The sequence below is a fragment of the Kineosporia sp. NBRC 101731 genome (assembly GCF_030269305.1).
Classification (GTDB): Bacteria; Actinomycetota; Actinomycetes; order Actinomycetales; family Kineosporiaceae; genus Kineosporia.
Genome location: NZ_BSTC01000001.1, coordinates 1,528,326 through 1,546,904 on the forward strand (window position 1 = coordinate 1,528,326; position 18,579 = coordinate 1,546,904).

The 18,579-nt window shown below is 68.3% G+C and carries 16 protein-coding genes; 8 read left to right on the forward strand and 8 right to left on the reverse strand.

The window, feature by feature from the left end; translation table 11 throughout:
• The first annotated feature begins 48 nt into the window (after window positions 1–48).
• The 3 genes from atpD to QSK05_RS06775 all read left to right on the forward strand — a co-directional run bounded on the left by atpD (window position 49) and on the right by QSK05_RS06775 (window position 2,381).
• Window positions 49–1,515 carry a F0F1 ATP synthase subunit beta gene (gene atpD, locus QSK05_RS06765; RefSeq protein WP_285594992.1) on the forward strand — a complete coding sequence of 489 codons (1,467 nt, stop codon included), beginning with the start codon at window positions 49–51 and terminating at the stop codon, window positions 1,513–1,515.
• 131 nt (window positions 1,516–1,646) lie between these two features.
• Window positions 1,647–1,919, forward strand: coding sequence for a F0F1 ATP synthase subunit epsilon (locus tag QSK05_RS06770; RefSeq protein ID WP_285594994.1), 273 nt, complete (start codon window positions 1,647–1,649; stop codon window positions 1,917–1,919).
• 18 nt (window positions 1,920–1,937) lie between these two features.
• A complete protein-coding gene (locus tag QSK05_RS06775) occupies window positions 1,938–2,381 on the forward strand; it encodes a DUF2550 domain-containing protein (protein WP_285594996.1) in 444 nt (147 codons plus the stop codon).
• 345 nt (window positions 2,382–2,726) lie between these two features.
• On the opposite strand, the gene QSK05_RS06780 is transcribed toward QSK05_RS06775, so the two are convergent.
• The 3 genes from QSK05_RS06780 to QSK05_RS06790 are packed head-to-tail and all read right to left on the reverse strand — an operon-like array spanning window position 2,727 to window position 5,611.
• Window positions 2,727–3,623, reverse strand: coding sequence for a DUF4097 family beta strand repeat-containing protein (locus tag QSK05_RS06780; RefSeq protein ID WP_285594998.1), 897 nt, complete (start codon window positions 3,621–3,623; stop codon window positions 2,727–2,729).
• Window positions 3,624–3,629: 6 nt separating this feature from the next.
• A complete protein-coding gene (locus tag QSK05_RS06785; protein ID WP_285595000.1) occupies window positions 3,630–4,289 on the reverse strand; it encodes a response regulator in 660 nt (219 codons plus the stop codon).
• Complete coding sequence (locus QSK05_RS06790; protein WP_285595002.1) at window positions 4,286–5,611, reverse strand: sensor histidine kinase; 1,326 nt, start codon at window positions 5,609–5,611, stop codon at window positions 4,286–4,288. Before QSK05_RS06790 ends, QSK05_RS06785 begins: the two co-directional genes overlap by 4 nt.
• A 134-nt stretch (window positions 5,612–5,745) precedes the next feature.
• Between QSK05_RS06790 and QSK05_RS06795 the strand changes: the two genes are divergently transcribed.
• Window positions 5,746–7,929 carry an MMPL family transporter gene (locus QSK05_RS06795; RefSeq protein WP_285595004.1) on the forward strand — a complete coding sequence of 728 codons (2,184 nt, stop codon included), beginning with the start codon at window positions 5,746–5,748 and terminating at the stop codon, window positions 7,927–7,929.
• A gap of 115 nt (window positions 7,930–8,044) precedes the next feature.
• Here QSK05_RS06795 and QSK05_RS06800 read toward each other — a convergent pair whose 3' ends face one another.
• Complete coding sequence (locus tag QSK05_RS06800) at window positions 8,045–8,752, reverse strand: GntR family transcriptional regulator (RefSeq protein WP_285595005.1); 708 nt, start codon at window positions 8,750–8,752, stop codon at window positions 8,045–8,047.
• 198 nt (window positions 8,753–8,950) lie between these two features.
• Between QSK05_RS06800 and QSK05_RS06805 the strand changes: the two genes are divergently transcribed.
• On the forward strand, window positions 8,951–10,132 hold the full coding sequence (locus QSK05_RS06805; protein WP_285595006.1) for a hypothetical protein: 1,182 nt from the start codon (window positions 8,951–8,953) through the stop codon (window positions 10,130–10,132).
• A gap of 160 nt (window positions 10,133–10,292) precedes the next feature.
• Here the strand turns inward: QSK05_RS06805 and QSK05_RS06810 are convergent, their stop codons facing one another.
• Entirely contained in the window at window positions 10,293–12,185 is a 1,893-nt protein-coding gene (locus tag QSK05_RS06810; RefSeq protein ID WP_285595007.1) for a Na+/H+ antiporter, read from the reverse strand.
• 93 nt (window positions 12,186–12,278) lie between these two features.
• Window positions 12,279–12,650, reverse strand: coding sequence for an STAS domain-containing protein (locus tag QSK05_RS06815; protein WP_285595008.1), 372 nt, complete (start codon window positions 12,648–12,650; stop codon window positions 12,279–12,281).
• A gap of 244 nt (window positions 12,651–12,894) precedes the next feature.
• On the opposite strand from QSK05_RS06815, the gene QSK05_RS06820 reads away from it, so the two are divergent.
• Window positions 12,895–13,242: a hypothetical protein gene (locus QSK05_RS06820; protein ID WP_285595010.1), complete on the forward strand. Its 348-nt coding sequence runs from the start codon at window positions 12,895–12,897 to the stop codon at window positions 13,240–13,242.
• On the opposite strand, the gene murA is transcribed toward QSK05_RS06820, so the two are convergent.
• Window positions 13,239–14,528 carry a UDP-N-acetylglucosamine 1-carboxyvinyltransferase gene (gene murA, locus QSK05_RS06825; RefSeq protein ID WP_285595012.1) on the reverse strand — a complete coding sequence of 430 codons (1,290 nt, stop codon included), beginning with the start codon at window positions 14,526–14,528 and terminating at the stop codon, window positions 13,239–13,241. The genes QSK05_RS06820 and murA overlap by 4 nt on opposite strands.
• A 185-nt stretch (window positions 14,529–14,713) precedes the next feature.
• Between murA and QSK05_RS06830 the strand changes: the two genes are divergently transcribed.
• Both QSK05_RS06830 and QSK05_RS06835 read left to right on the forward strand, forming a co-directional pair.
• Window positions 14,714–15,301 carry a cob(I)yrinic acid a,c-diamide adenosyltransferase gene (locus QSK05_RS06830; protein WP_285595014.1) on the forward strand — a complete coding sequence of 196 codons (588 nt, stop codon included), beginning with the start codon at window positions 14,714–14,716 and terminating at the stop codon, window positions 15,299–15,301.
• A gap of 164 nt (window positions 15,302–15,465) precedes the next feature.
• On the forward strand, window positions 15,466–16,425 hold the full coding sequence (locus QSK05_RS06835) for a type IV toxin-antitoxin system AbiEi family antitoxin domain-containing protein (RefSeq protein ID WP_285595016.1): 960 nt from the start codon (window positions 15,466–15,468) through the stop codon (window positions 16,423–16,425).
• Window positions 16,426–16,519: 94 nt separating this feature from the next.
• Here QSK05_RS06835 and QSK05_RS06840 read toward each other — a convergent pair whose 3' ends face one another.
• Window positions 16,520–18,520 carry an ethylmalonyl-CoA mutase gene (locus QSK05_RS06840; RefSeq protein WP_285595018.1) on the reverse strand — a complete coding sequence of 667 codons (2,001 nt, stop codon included), beginning with the start codon at window positions 18,518–18,520 and terminating at the stop codon, window positions 16,520–16,522.
• Between the last annotated feature and the right edge of the window lie 59 nt (window positions 18,521–18,579).

Consider the following 18,579-nt stretch of genomic DNA (forward strand, 5'->3'; position numbering starts at 1 on the left):
AGCTGATCTCCCGCCCGAGCCACGAGCCATGACAGAGAGAAGAGCGAAATGACCGCCACCGTCACCGAAACGGGTGCGACCAGCGGCCAGGCCGGCGTCGGCCGGGTGGCCCGGGTCATCGGCCCCGTCGTCGACATTGAGTTCCCGCAGGGCCAGTTGCCCTCGATGTACAACGCTCTGTACATCGACTACACGCTGAACGAGGGTGACATCCGGCTCTGGCTGGAGGTCGCGCAGTTCATCGGCGACAACCTGGTCCGCGCCATCGCCCTGAAGCCGACCGACGGCCTCGTCCGCGGCATGACGGTCTCCGACAGCGGCTCGCCCATCAGCGTGCCGGTCGGCGACGTCACCAAGGGCCGTGTCTTCAACGCGATCGGGGAGGTGCTCAACCTCAACGAGGGTGAGCGCTTCGAGGTCACCGAGCGCTGGCCGATTCACCGCAAGGCCCCGGCCTTCGACCAGCTCGAGTCCAAGACCGAGATGTTCCAGACCGGCATCAAGGTCATCGACCTGCTCACCCCGTACGTGCAGGGCGGAAAGATCGGCCTGTTCGGTGGTGCCGGTGTCGGCAAGACCGTGCTGATCCAGGAGATGATCGCCCGGGTCGCCCGCGACCACGGTGGTGTCTCCGTGTTCGCCGGTGTCGGCGAGCGCACCCGTGAGGGCAACGACCTCATCGTCGAGATGGAAGAGGCCGGCGTTCTCCCGAACACCGCGCTCGTCTTCGGTCAGATGGACGAGCCGCCGGGCACGCGTCTGCGCGTGGCCCTCTCGGCCCTCACGATGGCGGAGTACTTCCGCGACGTGCAGAGCCAGGACGTGCTGCTCTTCATCGACAACATCTTCCGGTTCACGCAGGCCGGTTCCGAGGTCTCCACGCTGCTCGGCCGTATGCCGTCCGCCGTGGGTTACCAGCCGAACCTGGCCGACGAGATGGGCCTCCTCCAGGAGCGCATCACCTCGACGCGTGGTCACTCGATCACCTCGATGCAGGCGATCTACGTGCCGGCCGACGACTACACCGACCCGGCCCCGGCGACCACGTTCGCCCACCTGGACGCGACCACCGAGCTCTCCCGCGAGATCGCGTCGATGGGTATCTACCCCGCCGTGGACCCGCTGACCTCGACGTCGCGCATCCTGGACCCGCGGTACATCGCCGCGGACCACTACAACACCGCGGTGCGGGTCAAGCAGATCCTGCAGCGCAACAAGGAACTGCAGGACATCATCGCGATCCTGGGTGTCGACGAACTGTCCGAAGAGGACAAGATCGTCGTCAACCGGGCCCGTCGTCTGCAGCGGTTCCTCTCGCAGAACACCTACGTGGCGAAGCAGTTCACGGGCATCGAGGGTTCGACCGTCCCGGTCGACGAGACCGTCGACGCCTTCGCCCGGATCTGTGACGGCGAGTTCGACCACGTCGCTGAGCAGGCCTTCTTCATGTGCGGTGGGCTCGACGACGTCGAGCGCAAGTGGGCCGACATCCAGAAGAAGACCGGCGGCGCCTGATCCTCGATCAGGTAGTCGTTGTGCCGGGGGCCGGCACTCTCGTGTCCGGCCCCCACACCTCGGCTCGCTGAGCCGATATTGTTTCCAGCACGTCGCACCGACGACGCGTCCAAGAGCACGGAGGAAACGGCGTGACACTCCAGGTAGAACTGGTGAGTGCCGAGGCGAAGGTCTGGTCGGGCACCGCCCGCATGGTGATCGCCAGGACGAGCGAAGGCGAGATCGGTGTTCTCACCGGTCACGAGCCGACGCTTGCGCTGCTCGCTCCCGGCAAGGTCACGATCCGCGGTGAAGACGGCTCCACGGTGGTGGCCGAGGTCAAGGACGGTGGGTTCCTCTCCATCGACCACGACCGGGTCACCGTGGTGGCCGATACCGCGGCCCTCGCCGACTCGGCCGTCTGAGCCAGGGCCCGGCCGTAGTTGGGAGACCTGGTCGCACCGCTCGAGATTCTCGGCGCGCTCCTCGTCCTCTTCGGCCTGGTCCTCGCACTGTTCATCCTGCGTCGTTACCTGTTAGCACGTAACGGCGCCACGTTCGACTGCTCGGTCAGACACGAGTACCCGCGCCGCGCGAGCGCCTGGATCCTGGGCGTCGCGCGGTACGGCGAGGACACTCTCGAGTGGTTCCGCATCTTCACCGTCGACCCGCGCCCCAGCCGCGTGTTCGTCCGCTCCCAGCTCTTTCTGGTCGAGTGGGAACAGCCCGCTGAACAGGAAATCAACTCCATCCTGCCGGGCGCTGTGATCGTGCGGTGCACCTATGGCGACGAGAAGCTCGACATGGCCATGACCAGGTCGGACTACACCGGTTTCATTACCTGGCTGGAAGCCACACCGCCTGGTATCGCACCGTTCAGCGCTTGATCTCACCTCAGCTGTTCGTGCTTCGACCTGGTCGCCCACGCACTCGACCCACCTGATCCGGCGTGGACGACCTGGCCTCCATCTGTTTTCCGCAGGGGTCGGTACAGCCGCCTCATTCGCCGGGTAGCGAATGTTCCCTCGCGGCGGCCGCACTTCCCGGCGTAGGGCTGAGTCGCAGTGGTTTCGGCTGCTCCTCGCTCATAGTGATACCCCGGTGGCGATCCATGAAACCCGTTCCATCCCATTTCTTACGGCGAATGTGGTGCTTTCGCGGTCAACCATTTCGCCATTTCCTGAATGCACCGTAGAACCGCAGGCAGACCGGGTCCGGGCGCTTTCCCGTGCTCAGCCGCCGTGCTTGATCCACACGTCGCCGGACCCGGTGTCGGCCACCAGCCGACGTTCTGAACTACCGGTCGGCACCTCGATGTGGCGGTCGCCGGTGCCGGTCGAACCGCTGATGTCGTAGCTCGTGCCGTCGTCCGGGACGTAGATCTTCACGTCGCCCGACCCGGTCTTCGTCACCACGTCGGTGGGGGAGCCGTCGAACCGGGCGGTGATGTCACCGGAACCGGTCCGGGCGGTCAGCCCCGTGGTGGCGCTGGTGAACGCGGCCTTGACGTCGCCGGAGCCGGTGCGCAGCTGGGCCCGGGTGCCGCCCAGCCGGACGGCGCTGATGTCGCCGGAACCGGTGCTGGCCACCACGTAACCGCCCAGGCCGTCGACGTGGATGTCGCCGGAGCCGGCCCGCGCCTGCACCGCCTTCGTGACATCGGTGATGATCTGGTCGCCCGACTCGGTGTGCGTCGTCACCGTGATGTCGTCGGGCACGGTGATCTGGAAGGTCACGGAGCAGTTCCCGACCGTCAGCCAGGAGCCGCCGCACGTGCCGGTCAGGTTCAGTACCCCGTCGTCCACCGACCGGGTGTAGGTGGCCTGGCTCAGGCCGGATCGCGTGGTCGCCTCGACGTGGACGGAGGTGAAGGCCGGGTCGGCGTACACCCGCACGTCACCGGAGCCGATGTCCACCGTCATCGCGTTCAGGTCATCGTCGACGGTGAACGCCTGGTTCTCCACCCGGGTGGCGAACTGGGCCACCACGGAGAGCGTGCCGCCGCCGATGAGGCACGCGCCCAGGGCGATCCCGGTGAAGCGGATCGGCCCCAGCCAGGGGTTGCGCCGGCGGGGAGGCTGAGCCGGTGCACCGGGTTCGCCGGTCGTGCCGGTCGTGAGCGTGGTCATGGTGTGTCAGGCCTCCTGGCCGAGCCAACGAAGAACAGCGAGCACCCGGCGGTGGTCCTGGGCGTGCGGGGTCAGGTCGAGCTTTCCGAAGATGCTGGAGACGTGTTTCTCCACGGCGCCCTCGCCGATCACCAGTTCCTTGGCGATGGCGGTGTTGGAGCGGCCCTCGGCCATCAGGCCGAGCACCTCCCGCTCGCGGGGGGTGAGGCGGCTCAGCGGGTCTTTCCGGGTGGCGCGGGAGAACAACTGCGCGACCACCTCCGGGTCGAGCGCGGTACCGCCGCCGGTGACCCGGCGCAGCGTCTCGGCGAACTCGCCGACATCCGCCACCCGGTCTTTCAGCAGGTAACCGATGCCCTTCGAGCGGGCGGCGAACAATTCGGTGGCGTAGTTCTCCTCCACGTACTGGCTGAGTACCACCACAGCGATCTGCGGGTACTGGTGGCGCACCACCAGGGCGGCCCGCACCCCCTCGTCGGTGAAGGTCGGGGGCATCCGCACATCGACGATCACCAGGTCGGGTCGGTGCTTCTCGACCGCCTTGAGGAAACTCTCGGCGTCGGGACAGGCTTCCGCCACCTCGAACCCGGTCTCGGAGAGCAGGCGCAGCAGGCCTTCCCGCAACAGCACCGAGTCCTCGGCGAGTACGACACGAACGGCGGTCACGAGGAGCTCCCGGAAGAGTCGGAGGGGTTGATCGGCAGGTGGATGGTGAGCACGGTCGGGCCGCCGGCGGGCGAGGACAGGTGCACGGCGCCGTCGATCGCGGCGACGCGATCGGCCAGCCCCCGCAGGCCCGTGCCCGTACCGTCGGTCGCCGCCCCGCCGACACCGTCGTCCTCGATCTCGATCCGCAACCAGTCGTCGACCCCGTTCACCAGCACCCGGGCCCGGGTGGCCCGGGCGTGCTTGGCCACGTTGGTCAGCCCTTCACTCACACAGAAGTAGGCGATGGCCTCGACCGTGGGGGCAGGACGCGTGGACAGGCCGGTCTGGACCGAGACGGGAACCGGGGACGCGGCGGCCAGGGCGGACAGGGCCGCGTCCAGTCCCCGGTCGGTCAGGATGGGAGGGTGGATTCCCCTTGCCACCTGGCGCATTTCGACCACAGCCTCTTTTGCCGCACTGTGCGCCTTGTTCATCAGGTCGCGGGCCCCGTCGGGGTCCCGCTCGAGTCGTTCCCGGGCCATGCCCAGGTCCATCGCGATCGCGACCAGGCGTTGCTGCGGGCCGTCGTGCAGGTCCCGCTCGATGCGCTGGCGCTCGGCCTCGACCGAGTCGACCGTGGCGGCGCGGGTGGCGGTCAGCGTCTGCACCCGCTGGTTGAGGGTCTTCACCTGCTCGGCATTGGATCTCTCCCGGGTGAGCAGGGCCCGGGCGATCAGCACGTTCAGCGCGATCAGGCCGGAAGCGACCAGCGGCGTGAGAATCATGCCGACCACGCCGACCCCGAAGATCAGCAGCAGCCACCACGGTCCCGACGAGGCCGAGCCCCAGGGCCAGTACATCTGCTGGTCGGGCAGCGCCCAGATGTACAGCGGCGCACTCACCAGACCGAGCGTCACCGAGGCCAGACAGATGGCCACAGTGCCGGTCACCAGGCCCCACACCGCCTGGATCGCCACCCACGCCATCGCTCGCCAGGGTCGGCTGTCGAGCAGATATCTCTGCAGGAAAGGACGTTTCGCGGTCTCGGGGGAGGGTTGCAGCCAGTTCAGGGGAACTCCCGTCGTCGCCTCCAGCCGCAGCAGGTCCAGCCGGGCCACAGCCGGCGCGATCACCAGCAACACGAAGACCAGGGGCACGCCGATGCCGAAGACCGGTACCAGCACCAGCGACACCACCAGCAGCGTGGCGATGATCAGGTAGGGGACCGCGACCAGGATGTCGAGAGCCAGGTGACAGACCGCGGGGAAACCGCGCAACCACCAGGTCAGGGCAGTACGCCCGGTCGGGAACGGCGTCGTCCGCCGGAGGGTTTCGCTCACCCCTTTACGGTAGGCGTGATCATGGGCGCCCCGGCATACCGGAGCCACCCGGGTGGGGGTGGGGTTAACCCCACCCCCACTTGAGGGGGACGCACCAATGATCGCCAGGTACTTCGTCCTCAAGCTTGATCACCATGACCACAACGACCGACTCGGACCGTCGCCGTTCGGTGAGCCCCGAACCCGGGGAACCCCGAAGATCTCTCGCCTCCTGGTGCGCCCAGCACCGCTGGAGCACCGTTCTCGCCGCGCTGATCGTGGTAGTCGTCGGCGTCGTGCTGCTCGGGGGCGGGCTGCACACGTCGACGGGTGCCGAGCAACTCGTCGGCGACTCCCGCAAGGCCTCGAAACTGCTGGAGGGAGCAGATTTCGGCGAGAAGCCGGCCGAACATGTCGTGATCAGCGCGCGGAGGGGAGCGCTGGACGACGAGCAGGTGGCCCGGATCGGCCGGGAGACAAAAGACGCGTTCGGCGGTGTGGAGGGCGTGGCTGCGGTGGGGCAGCCGGTCGTCTCGGCGGACGCCCGCACCGCGCTGGTCACGATCGACCTGACGGCGGGCAAGAACGATGACGAGGCGATCGAGGCCACCGCGAAGCGGATGTTCCCGGTCACCGACCAGGTCGCGGCCGCGCATCCGGAGCTGGAGGTGGGCCAGACCGGTGATGGATCGCTGAACGCGGGGGTCGGCGAGCAGATCGAGAGTGACTTCAAGAAAGCCGAACTGATCAGCCTGCCGGTCACTCTCGCGATCCTGCTGCTGGCCTTCGGATCGGTGGTGGCGGCCTTCGTGCCGGTGCTGCTGGGTGTCGCGTCGGTGGGAACGGCTCTGGGGTTGACCGCTGCGATCTCGCGCTGGTACGAGGTCGACCAGAACACCCAGAGCATCGTGCTGCTCATCGGCCTGGCGGTCGGGGTGGACTACGCGCTCTTCGTGATCCGCCGCTCCCGCCAGGAACGCGCCCACGGCCTGGCCGTGCGCGACACGATCAGGGTGGCGGGACTGACCGCGGGCCGGGCCGTGATCATCTCCGGCATCACCGTGGTGGTGTCGATGGCCGGGATGCTCGTTGCCGGTGGGCTGTACACGTCGCTCGCGATCGGGGCGATGATCGTGGTCGCCATCGCCGTGATCGCTTCGGCCACAGTGCTTCCGGCGATGCTGTCGCTGCTCGGCGACCGGATCGAGTGGCTGCGGCTCCCGTTGATCGGCCGGCGGGTGGGGCGCGAGGCCGGCGTCGACGGTCCGTGGGGTCGTCTGGCCGGTGCGGTCTCGCGTCGTCCCCTGATCTGGACCCTCGCCGCGACCGCCCTGCTGATCGCGCTGGCCGTTCCGGCTGCCGGGATGCACACCTCACTGCCGGGGGTCGAGTCGCTGCCGCAGGACCTGCCCCAGGTGAAGGCCACCACGACGATGGTGAAGGCATTCCCTCAGCAGGGGTCGAGCATCGAGGTGGTGGTGGGCGCCCCGGCCGGGAGCGCTGATCAGGTGCGCGCAGCGCTGCAGGAGGCCTGGCCGGTGGCGGTCGGCACCGGTGAGGTCGCGGGTGACGAGGCGGTGGTGCGGACCTCGCTCGACGGCACCGTCTCGGTGCTGGATCTACCCATCCGGTACGACGATTCGGACGAGCGGGCTGGGTCGGCGGTGGAAGAGGTCCGGGACACGGTGGTTCCGGCGGTGCAGCGCTCGCTGCCCGCGGGTTCGCAGGTTCACCTCGCCGGTGTGGCCATGGGCACCGAACTGTCCGCCTGGATGGATTCCCGCCTGCTGCCCGTCGTCGGGTTCGTGCTGGTGCTGACCTTCGTGGTGATGGTGCTGTCGTTCGGGTCGCTCTGGCTGGCCCTGGCCACCGTGCTACTGAACCTGCTGTCGGTCGGCGCGGGCTACGGCGTGATGACCTCGATCTTCCAGAACACTTGGGCTGAGAAGCTTCTCGACTTCACCTCGATCGGCTCGATCGCTTCCTGGCTACCGCTGCTGATGTTCGTGATCCTGTTCGGCCTGTCGATGGACTATCACGTGTTCGTGGTCTCCCGGGTGCGGGAGGCATGGCAGGGCGGTGCCTCGCCGCGTGACGCGGTGCGCATCGGCGTGGCCCGCAGCGCCGGTACTGTGACGAGCGCGGCCGCCGTGATGGTCGCGGTGTTCGCCATCTTCGCCACGATGTCGGTGCTGGAGATGAAACAGCTGGGTGTGGGCCTGGCCACCGCGGTGCTCATCGACGCCACCGTGGTGCGCGGGATCCTGCTGCCGGCGGTGCTGGCCACACTGGGGGAGAGGGCACACCGTAAGCCGCGGTGGGTGCCCACTATTCACTAGAACCCCGACAAACCTTCCGTGATCATGCAAAACCTCCCCGGCGTTCTAGAACTCCTTCCTGGGTAGTTCTAGAACTCTGGGGAGGTTTTGCATGATCACGAACAGGTGTAGGGGGTCAGCCGCTGGAGTCGTCCAGGCGGAGTTGGGCGGTGATCCGGTAGCGGTCGCCGCGGTAGATCGAGCGGGTGTACTCGACCACCCGGCCGTCGGTGTCTTTCGTGGTCCGCTCGAACAGCAGGGCCGGCGCGTAGACGGGTATCTCGAGCAGCGTCGACTCGGTGGCGTCGGTGACCGTGGCCTCGGTGGTCTGCACGGCGGTGGCGACGGCGACCCCGAAACGCTGCCGCAGTACCTGGTAGAGCGAACCGGTCTCGAAGTCGTCCGGCCGGATGCCCGGTACCAGCTCGGCGGGCAGGCTGATGTGCTCGATCGCCATCGGCTCGTCGTCGGTGATCCGGAGCCGACGCACCGTGAGGGCTTCGCTCGCGGGTGAAATGTTGAGGCGTGCACCCAGTCTCGGCCCGGCTGGGGCCACGGTGAACTCCTCGACCCGGCTCAGCCAGGTGCCCTCGGCAGGTGGGACGGCAAACTCCGGCGGCTTGACCGTCAGAGGCTGGGACACCGGCCGGACCGTGGTGAAGGTGCCGCGCCCCGCGTGCCGCACCAGCAGGCCGTCGCGCGCGAGTTCCTCGATCGCGGCGCGCAGGGTCGGGCGCGAGACCCCGAGCTGTTCGCTCAGCTCCCTCTCGGACGGGATCAGCGCTCCCGGCGGGTTGTCGTCGATCAGCTGGCGAAGCTGGTCGCGGACCCAGACCCGCTTCATCGGAGTTCCTCCTGCGCTCGTGCCGACGTGGGCTCCTCATCATGACCTACCCGGGCCCGGATCCGGCCGACGAAACTGACCAGTGGGAAATGTAAGGGCCCTTGACATTTACCACTGGTCAGTTCATCGTTCTGCCAACGGTTCATCCGTTTCGAGCGTTTTCTCCGCAAGATCCCTGCCCCCTGAAGGAGATCTGTGATGCCCGGGAAACACCAGAGAAGATTCGTCGCGTCGGCAGCCTCGGCGGTCCTCGTCGGCGGCGTGCTGGCGGCCGTCATCGGTGGAGGCGGCGCCGCGAACGCCGCCGGGAACACCTGCGGCGTGCTGTTCGACGACTTCAGCTACAGCTCGGCCACCGATACGAAGTTCACGGCGAACGGCTGGACGGCCCGCGGCAACGCCGGCGGTCCGGGCGTGCCCGGGGCGACCTGGAAGGCCTCGAACATCACCTTCCCGACCGTCGACGGCCAGAAGGTGGCCCAGCTGGAGAGCAGCACCGACGGCACCTCGTCGGGCACGGTGCAGTCCGAATTCCTCACCGCTGAGCGCAAGTTCAAGAACGGCACCTATGCCGCGCGGATCAAGTTCCACGACACCCCGGCCTCCGGTACCGACGGCGACCACGTCAACGAGACCTTCTTCGCGATCGGCCCGGCCCAGAGCCAGACCTTCGACCCGAACTACTCCGAGCTCGACTTCTCCGAGTACCTGCCGAACGGTGGCTGGGGCGAACAGGGGCCGATCAACTACCAGACCAGCTGGAACGGGTATCAGGACGATCCCTGGGTCGCCCACAACGCGCACGACCAGCAGCGCACCAGCATCGACGGCTGGCACGACGTGATGGCCACCGTCACCGGTTCGCAGGTGAAGTACTACATCGACGGCACTCTCGTGGGTGATCAGTCCTACGACGACGCGACCGGCACCTTCCCGGTCTGGCCGCGCGCGAACATGTCGGTGAACTTCAACCTCTGGTTCATCGACACGGCCGGCCACACCAGCGGCAACAGCGTGTACCAGGAGCAGGTGGACTGGTTCTTCCACAGTAAGGACACCGAGCTCACCCCGGCCCAGGTCGCCGGCGCCACCGCCGGATACCGCAGTGCTGGAAAAACTTTCGAGGACACGGTAGGCACCGGACCGTGCTCGACCACCCCACCGACCACACCCCCCACCACCCCGCCGGTGACCCCGACCACCACGGCCACTCCCGGCGACCCGGCGAACTGCACCCAGGCTGCGGCCTGGGAGTGGTCGAAAGTCTACCTGGAAGGCTCAAAGGTCAAGCACGGCAACCATCTCTGGCGGGCGAACTGGTGGACCCAGGGTTCCGAGCCGGGCCTGACGGCCCAGTGGAAAGACCTGGGCCCCTGCTGAGGCGGTAGGTGATGGCGCATCCTGCGTCGTGAATGGCGAGAGCGGCGCCAAACCTTCTTCGTGATCATGCAAAACCTCCCCGGCGTTCTAGAACTGTCCGACCAAGAGTTCTAGAACTCTGGGGAGGTTTTGCATGATCACGAACAGAAGGAGGGGCGGGTCAGCCCAGTTCGGCGTCTTCGAAGCACCAGCGCCAGGATTCGCCCAGCTCGATGCTGCGCATCACCGGATGACCGGTCTCGCGGTAATGGGCGTCGGCGTGACGGCGGGGGGAGGAGTCGCAGCAGCCGACGTGGCCGCAGTCCAGGCACATCCGCAGGTGAACCCAGGTGCGCTCGCCCAGCGCCACGCACTCCGGGCAGGCGTCGGGGCGGGACGCGGGGGCCCGGGTGAGCGGGCGTTCCTTCAGGTGCTCGCAGGCCCCGGGTTTCGGGCTGGTCAGCATCGACGAGCGCTCGGTGGCGGAAGGGCCGGTCCCGGTGGAGAAACCGTCGAGCATGGCCTCTTCCTGGTCGATGCGTTCCAGCACCCGCTCGACCAGGTCGTGGGGCACCGAGCCGTCACTGCGCACGGCCGCGACCACCTCCCGCTCGGCCTCGAGCATGTTCACCCGCAGACGGTGGAAGGCCGCGGCCGGGGTCTCGCGTTCGGCGTCGGTCGAGCCCAGGCGCTCCCAGGCCGCGTTCGCCACCCGTTCGCCCCACGACTGCAGCCCTTCCACCACGTCCGGCGCATCGCCGGAACGCTTCGAGGTGGCCAGCCGGTCCAGCCCGGCGTGCGCGGCCTGCTGCTGGAGCAGGGCTTCCTGCAGGGCGTCCTGGGCCGGGTCGGGGCCCACGACCCGCAGCCGGCGCACCATCCAGGGCAGCGTCGTGCCCTGGATGAGCAGGGTTCCCGCGACCACGGCGAAGGCGGCGACGACCAGCGCGGGCCGGCCGGGAACCTCTTCGGGGATGGTCAGGGCCGCGGCCAGGGTGACCACACCCCGCATGCCTGCCCAGCCGACCAGGGCCACGCTGCGAGGCGACTGCCGGGGCTCATTGCGGCGGATCCGCCGGACCAGGAGCCCTGGCAGGTAGGCCGAGGGGTACACCCACACCGCCCGCGCCGCGATCACCGTCAGCAGCACCGCGCCACAGAGCACGAGCACGTCGGTGTTCGGGGTCGACTTGTCTTCCAGGGCGGCCGTGACCAGGTCTTGGAGCTGGAGGCCGATGAGCAGGAAGACCGCGCTCTCGAGCAGGAACTGCACGGTGCGCCAGATCACCCGTTCGGTGACTCGGGACATCGCCGACTGCATCTCGATCGACCGGTGTCCCAGCATGATCCCGGCGACGACGACCGCGATCACCCCGGAGCCGTGTACCTGTTCCCCCGCGAGGTAGGCGATGAACGGGACCAGCAGCGAGACGGTCGTGTCCAGGACCGGGTCTTCCACCTTGCGCCGCAGGAACGCCACGATCTGGGCGAGCAACCAGCCGGTCAGTGCGCCCCCGGCCACGGCCCAGACGAAGTCAAGGCCCGTCGAGAGCACCCCGACCGTGCCGGAGATGGCGGCGATCGCGGTGCGCAGCAGCACCAGGGCGGTCGCGTCGTTGAGCAGGCTCTCGCCCTCCAGCAACGTCACCACCTGGCGGGGCATGGCCACCCGGCGGGCCACGGCGCTCGCGGCCACAGCATCGGGCGGCGCGACCACGGCGCCGAGGGCGAGCGCAATCGCGAACGGCACCTCGGGCAGCACCAGCTTCACCACGAACGCCACGGCGAACGCGGTGAACAGCACCAGCCCGACCGAGAGCAGGGCGATGGGCCGTTTGTTGCGGCGCAGGTCGACCCACGGCGTGCGCAGGGCGGTGGCGTAGAGCAGCGGCGGCAGGAGCCCTTCGAGCACCACATCGGGTTCGAGGGGCAGCGTGGGCATGCCGGGGACGAACGACAGCACCAGCCCGAAGGCGGTCAGTAGGAGCGGGGCCGACAGGGAGAACCGGTTGGCAAGACCAGCGGTTCCGGCGGCGATGGCGAGGATGATGACGAGCTCGATCGCCAGGGACACGGCCGGATCATCTCACGGCGCGTTGACGAGGTCTGTTTCAGGCGCGTGCCACCCACGGTGACGGGCGCGCCGTCGGCGCACCGACGTCCGGAATCAGCCGACCAGGGCCGCCGGACGTACCGACGAGGTCCAGGTGACCCGCGCGACCCGCAGCAGCCGGAGCTCGCGGGCCTGCACACCGGTGAGCACGAGCTGGCGACCCGACTGACGCGCACGACGGCTGGTGCCGACAATGACTCCCAGGCCCGTGCCGTCCCAGATCTCGAGCTTGTTCATCTCGATGACGAGCTCGCCGTCGCCGGAGTCGACCGCCTCGTGCAGCACCGACCGGGTGGTGGGGGCCGAACGTGCGTCGAGACGACCGGCGACCCGGAGCAGGGTTCCGGGGGTGACCACCTCGATGATGATTTTGGACGAGGTGGTCAGTGATGAGCGGGTGGCGCAGGGGGCCGGGGCAGCGGACATCTCCGGATCAGCCGGCTTCCGCGGATCTGGCGGTCCCGTCATTGCTCCCATGCGCGCCCCTCCCCCCAAGGTCACCCCACCCCGGACCGCGTCGATGTACGTCGTCACAGGGCGTGCGATAACTGTGACACGAAATTCGTGTTGCGCCCAGTACCGACCCGCCGCAGCTTTATCATGCGCCGATGACCGGGCCGTCGGAGTGCCCCACTGGCAGGTACCGGGGGTACCCGGGGAGACTGGTGCCATGTTGTACGGGGACGGCACTTCCTACCTGCTGTCGATCCTGACCGTCCTGCTCGGTTTCGGCGTGATGTTGCTGTTGCTGCGCTGGACGTTCAGTTCGGGCAAGTCGGTCGTCGCGCGCCGTCCGAAGCAGGGCGGAGAGCGGGAGTACGGGCTGTTCGTACCGGTCGCCACGCCCTCCACCATGATCGAGGGCGAGCAGTTGCGGTTGCGGCTGCTCGCCAACGAGATCCGCGGCAAGCTCGTGCAGACCACCGACGGGCCGCGGTTGATGGTGTTCGAGCAGGACGAGAAGATCGCCCGCACGATCCTGGCCGCGCCGCCGCCCCCGTCCGACCGCCTGCGCTAACCGGCCGCCGGGCCCGAGTCCGGGGAGACCTCGAACCGGCGGACGTCGGCCCCGAGTGTGCGCAGGGCGTGGTCGAAGCGGTCGTAACCACGGTCGACGTGCCCGGCCTCGTAGACGATCGTCTCGCCGTCGGCCACCAGGCCGGCCAGCACCAGCGCGGCCCCGGCCCGGATGTCGCTGGCCTCGACCGGGGCCCCGGACAGCCGGGGTACCCCGCGCACGAAGGCGTGGTGACCGTCCATCCGGACGTGCGCGCCCAGCCGGGCGATCTCCTGAACGAACCGGAACCGCGCCTCGAAAAGGTTCTCGGTGATCATGGCCGCGCCGTCGGCCACCGCGCACAGGGTGACCATGAACGGCTGCAGGTCGGTCGGGAAGCCGGGGTAGGGCAGGGTCGCGACGTCCACGGCCTTGGGCCGTTCGGGCCCCTTCACCCGGAAACCGTCGGCCAGCGTGATCACCTCGGCCCCCGCGTCCACCAATTTGTCGATGACCAGTTCCAGGTGACCCGGCTCGCCGTTGTGCACGATCACGTCGCCGCCGGTGATGGCCGCGGCGAAGGCCCAGGTGCCGGCCACGATCCGGTCCGGCACCACGCGGTGCTCGACCGGGGACAGACTGTCGGTGCCGATGATCTCCAGCGTCGAGCTGGCTACACCGTCGATCTTGGCGCCCATCCGCCGCAGCATGCGGCACAGGTCCACGACCTCGGGCTCCCGGGCCACGTTGTCGAGCACCGTTCGGCCATCGGCGAGCACGGCCGCCATCAGCAGGTTCTCGGTCGCCCCGACGCTGGGGAAGTCCAGCCGGATCTCCGCCCCGTGCAGGCCGGTCGGCGCGTTCGCCACGAGAAAGCCGTGCTGCACCTCGATCCGGGCCCCGAGCGTCTCCAGCCCGGACACGTGCATGTCCAGACCTCGCGAGCCGATCGCGTCACCACCGGGCAGCGCGACCTGGGCCGCGCCGCAGCGGGCGAGCAGCGGACCGAGCACGCTGATCGACGCGCGCATCGCCCGCACCAGGTCGTAGTCGGCCTTGTGCCCCGGCATGTGCGGCGTGGTGATCGACAGCATGCCGCTGCCGTCCACGTAGTCGACCCCACAGCCGAGTCTGGTCAGCAGTTTGACCATGATCCGGACGTCGAGGATGTCGGGAACGTCCGACAGCGTCGTCGTCCCCTCGGTCAGCAACGCCGCAGACATCAGCTTGAGCACGCTGTTCTTCGCGCCTGCAACCCGCACGCCGCCTTTCAGCGGCGATCCACCAACGATCCGGAAGGCTTCCACGGAACGGCATCGTATGGCTGATTCCTGAGCCGCGAACCACATCCGGGCAGGCGTCACCGCCAGTACGTCATCGGATCTGCTCCGTACGCACTGGTATCGCTCCGCGGTCCTATCGCTGGGCGTGTTCTCGGCGTTACCGAAAGTTTCTTCCGAGGCTCCGCCGAGCCCCTCGTAGGCTGGGGCCCATGGTGAACCTGACCCGGATCTACACGCGGACCGGCGACGACGGCACGACCGCGCTGGGCGACTTCAGCCGGACGTCGAAGAATGATCCGCGGCTGATCGCCTATGCCGACTGCGACGAGGCGAACAGCGCTCTCGGCGTGGCGCTCGCGGTCGGTGCCCTGGACGACCGGATCGCCTCGCTGCTGCTGAGGGTGCAGAACGAGTTGTTCGACGTGGGCTCCGACCTGTGCGTACCCCTGGCCCAGGCCCCGAAGTACCCGCCCCTGCGGGTGACCGCCGACTACGTCGACCGCCTCGAGGCCGCCTGCGACGAGTGGAACGAGAACCTTCCGGCCCTGCGCTCGTTCATCCTGCCCGGTGGCTCCCCGGCCTCGGCCTACCTGCACGTGGCCCGCACGGTGACGCGGCGGGCCGAGCGTTCGGTGTGGGCGGCGCTGGAGGCCCACGGCACCTCGACCGACGGCGGGGTCAACCCCATCACCGCGAGGTACCTGAACCGCCTGAGCGACCTGTTGTTCATCCTGTGCCGCGTGGTCAACGTGGACGCGGGTGGGGACGTGCTGTGGGTGCCGGGCGGGGAACGTTAGGTCCCCCCTCCCTTTGTTCGTGATCATGCAAATCCCCCAGCCTTCGGCCGGGAGGTGCCCCCACTCCCCGGAGTTCTAGAACTCCGAGACCCGACTTATCCACAGCCACCACCGCCTGTGGACAACAAAATCCGCCTCGGGAGCAAGATGGGCATGCTCGCCCCATGCCTCCTACCCACCCGCCGACCCTCGTCTGGAGACGCCAACTCGAGACCTGCTTCGGCGCCGATCCCTTCACGTCAGGAGAGGCGCTGAGGCTGGGTATCACCTACTCCCGCCTGAACAGGCTTCTGGCATCGGGGCTTCTCGCCCGAGGCCTGCACGGCGTATATCGACTGCACGAGATGCCGTCGCTCCTGATGGCCCGGGCGCAGGAAGCCACCACCAGAATTCCCGGCGCCGTGATCGCCCGGCGAACGAGCGCCTGGTTCCTGGGTGAAGATGCCAGACCCCCGGCCGAAAAAGCTGAACTACCGATCGATTGCGTCGTCCCCCGGGGACGAATGCCCAATCGAAGCAACGGCATTCATTGCTATCAGTCAGATCTGACACCTGAGGACATCACCCGCATCGGCACCGTTCCCTGTACGACGCCGGCCCGGACCGCAGCTGACCTGCTCCGCTGGGCGCCACCCCACATGGCACTGGCCTGTGTCGACCAGATGGCGCGCTCGGGCATCGTCACTTCCACTGAACTCAATCAGGTACTGGCCCGCTGGCCGGGTGAGCGAAACGTACGCCGCGCCCGCCGGCTCGTCTCGTTCCTGGATCCGCTGTCGGAGTCGTACGGGGAGAGTTGGCTACGACTTCGAATACTGGACGCAGGATTTCCGGCGCCTGAGGCGCAGATCCCGATCCTGAACGACCACGGCAGAGTTGTCTACCGCCTCGATCTCGGTTGGCGCCGGTCACGACTGGCGATCGAGTACGACGGCGAGGAATTCCACGCGAGTCCTCGCCAGGTCGCCGCCGACCGGCGCCGTCGTGAAGATCTGCGAGTGCGGTTCGGCTGGGAGGTCATCGGTGTGGGGCGGGGCGAGGTGCTCGGTTCCAGCCTCGCCCTGGAGCGTGGTGTCGGAGAACTTCTCAGCCTGGAGCCCACGATTCGACGGCGGTCATGGTGACACCATGCCGGACAGTTCTAGAACTCCGGGGAGTGGGGGCACCTCCCGGCCGAAGGCTGGGGGATTTGCATGATCACGAACAAGGGGGGGTTCTCTACGTGGGGAGGTGGTGGGCCTTGCGGATGTGGGTGACGAAGTGGTTCATCATGGCGGTGAGGTCTATGTCCCTGGGGGTGAAGACCTCGGAAACGCCTTGAGACAGCAGCTTTTGCTGGTCGGCTTCGGGGATGATGCCGCCGACGATCACGGGGATGTCGCCGGCCCCGGCCTCGGCGAGGCCGCGCAGGACTTCGGGCACGACCTCGAGGTGGGAGCCGGAGAGCACGGAGAGGCCGATAGCGTGAACGTCCTCGGCCACGGCGGCGTCGACGATCTGGGTCGGGGTGAGGCGGATGCCCTGGTAGATCACCTCGAAACCGGCGTCGCGGGCCCGCACCGCCACCTGCTCGGCGCCGTTGGAATGGCCGTCCAGTCCGGGCTTCCCGATCAGCAGGCGCAGGTGGGCACCGATGTCCGAGCCGGTCGTGAGGACGCGTTCCCGCACCTGGGTCAGGAGAGGCCCGGTTCCCGAGGGGGAGACGGCGGACGAGACCCCGGTCGGGGCCCGGTATTCGCCGAACACCGCGCGCAGGGCAGACGACCATTCGCCGGTGGTGACGCCCGCCCGGGCGCACTCCAGGCTGGCGTTCATGAGATTGGCCGAGCCGGAAGCATCTTCACGGAGGCGTTGGAGAGCCGCGGCGACGGCGGCCGGGTCCCGCGCGGCCCGCCACTGCCGGACGGCCTGCACCGCAGCGCTCTCCACGGCCGGATCAACTGTCTGAAAGGCGGTTTCGAGATCGGCGGTGAGAGGACTGGGCTCGGTGCTGGTGAAGCGGTTCACTCCGACCACCACGTCCTCGCCCGCCTCGATGCGTACCCGCCGGGCGGTGTGCGAGGAGACCAGCGCCGACTTCAGGTATCCGGACTCGACGGCCGCGATCGCCCCACCCATCTCCGCGACCCGGGCCATCTCGAGGCGGGCTCCCTCGACGATCGAGGCGACCTTCGCCGCGACCACCGGGCTGCCGTCGAAAAGGTCTTCGTACTCCAGCAGATCGGACTCGTGGGCCAGTACCTGCTGCAGGCGGAGCGACCATTGCTGGTCCCACGGCCGGGGCAGACCCAGAGCCTCGTTCCAGGCCGGCAGCTGAACGGCCCGCGCCCGCGCGCCCTTCGACAGGGTGACCGCCAGCATCTCGAGAACGATCCGCTGCACGTTGTTCTCGGGCTGGGCCTCGGTCAGGCCGAGCGAGTTGACCTGGACTCCGTACCGGAACCGCCGCTGACGCGCGTCCTCAATTCCGTATCGTTCTCTGGTCATCACGTCCCACAGGGTGACGAACGCCCGCATCTTGCACATCTCCTCGACGAAACGCACACCGGCGTTGACGAAGAAGGAGATGCGCTGCACCACGTCGCCGAACCGCTCCGGCGGCACCTGCCCGCTGTCGCGCACCGCGTCGAGCACCGCGATCGCCGTGCTCAGGGCGAACGCCACCTCCTGCACCGGCGTGGCCCCGGCCTCCTGCAGGTGATAGCTACAGATGTTCACCGGGTTCCACTGCGGCATCGCCGAGACCGTGTAGGCGATCGTGTCGGTGGTCAGGCGCAGGCTCGGGCCGGGCGGGAAGATGTAGGTGCCGCGGCTCAGGTACTCCTTGACGATGTCGTTCTGGGTGGTCCCGGTCAGCTCACGCAGCACGTCTTCCGCAGCGACAGAGGGGTTCTGGGCCAGCGCCACCTCCTGGTAGAGCGCCAGGAGCCACATCGCCGGGGCATTGATCGTCATCGACGTGTTCATCCGGGTCAGCGGGATGCCGTCGAAAAGCGCGGTCAGGTCACCGAGATGCTGAATCGGCACCCCGACCTTGCCGACCTCGCCGCGCGCCAGTTCGTCATCGGCGTCGTAACCGGTCTGGGTGGGCAGGTCGAAGGCCACCGACAGCCCGGTCTGCCCCTTGTCGAGGTTGCGCCGGTACAGCGCGTTGGACTCCGCCGGGCTGGAATGGCCCGCGTAGGTCCGCATCACCCACGGCCGGTCGCGCTCACTCATGGATTCGACGATAGGCAGCAGGTCAGCAGCACATCAGGGGCGCCGGGGTGACCGGCCCC

What these genes read in the sequence shown, in the direction of transcription:
- QSK05_RS06780 (WP_285594998.1), bottom strand. Translation starts at nt 3,623, where the DNA reads ATGACCACGCTCACGACCGGCACGACCGGCGAACCCGGTGCACCGGCT.
- QSK05_RS06835 (WP_285595016.1), top strand. Translation starts at nt 15,466, where the DNA reads ATGCCTCCTACCCACCCGCCGACCCTCGTCTGGAGACGCCAACTCGAG.
- QSK05_RS06805 (WP_285595006.1), top strand. Translation starts at nt 8,951, where the DNA reads ATGCCCGGGAAACACCAGAGAAGATTCGTCGCGTCGGCAGCCTCGGCG.
- QSK05_RS06830 (WP_285595014.1), top strand. Translation starts at nt 14,714, where the DNA reads ATGGTGAACCTGACCCGGATCTACACGCGGACCGGCGACGACGGCACG.
- QSK05_RS06840 (WP_285595018.1), bottom strand. Translation starts at nt 18,520, where the DNA reads ATGAGTGAGCGCGACCGGCCGTGGGTGATGCGGACCTACGCGGGCCAT.
- QSK05_RS06800 (WP_285595005.1), bottom strand. Translation starts at nt 8,752, where the DNA reads ATGAAGCGGGTCTGGGTCCGCGACCAGCTTCGCCAGCTGATCGACGAC.
- atpD (WP_285594992.1), top strand. Translation starts at nt 49, where the DNA reads ATGACCGCCACCGTCACCGAAACGGGTGCGACCAGCGGCCAGGCCGGC.
- QSK05_RS06815 (WP_285595008.1), bottom strand. Translation starts at nt 12,650, where the DNA reads ATGTCCGCTGCCCCGGCCCCCTGCGCCACCCGCTCATCACTGACCACC.
- QSK05_RS06820 (WP_285595010.1), top strand. Translation starts at nt 12,895, where the DNA reads ATGTTGTACGGGGACGGCACTTCCTACCTGCTGTCGATCCTGACCGTC.
- QSK05_RS06795 (WP_285595004.1), top strand. Translation starts at nt 5,746, where the DNA reads ATGACCACAACGACCGACTCGGACCGTCGCCGTTCGGTGAGCCCCGAA.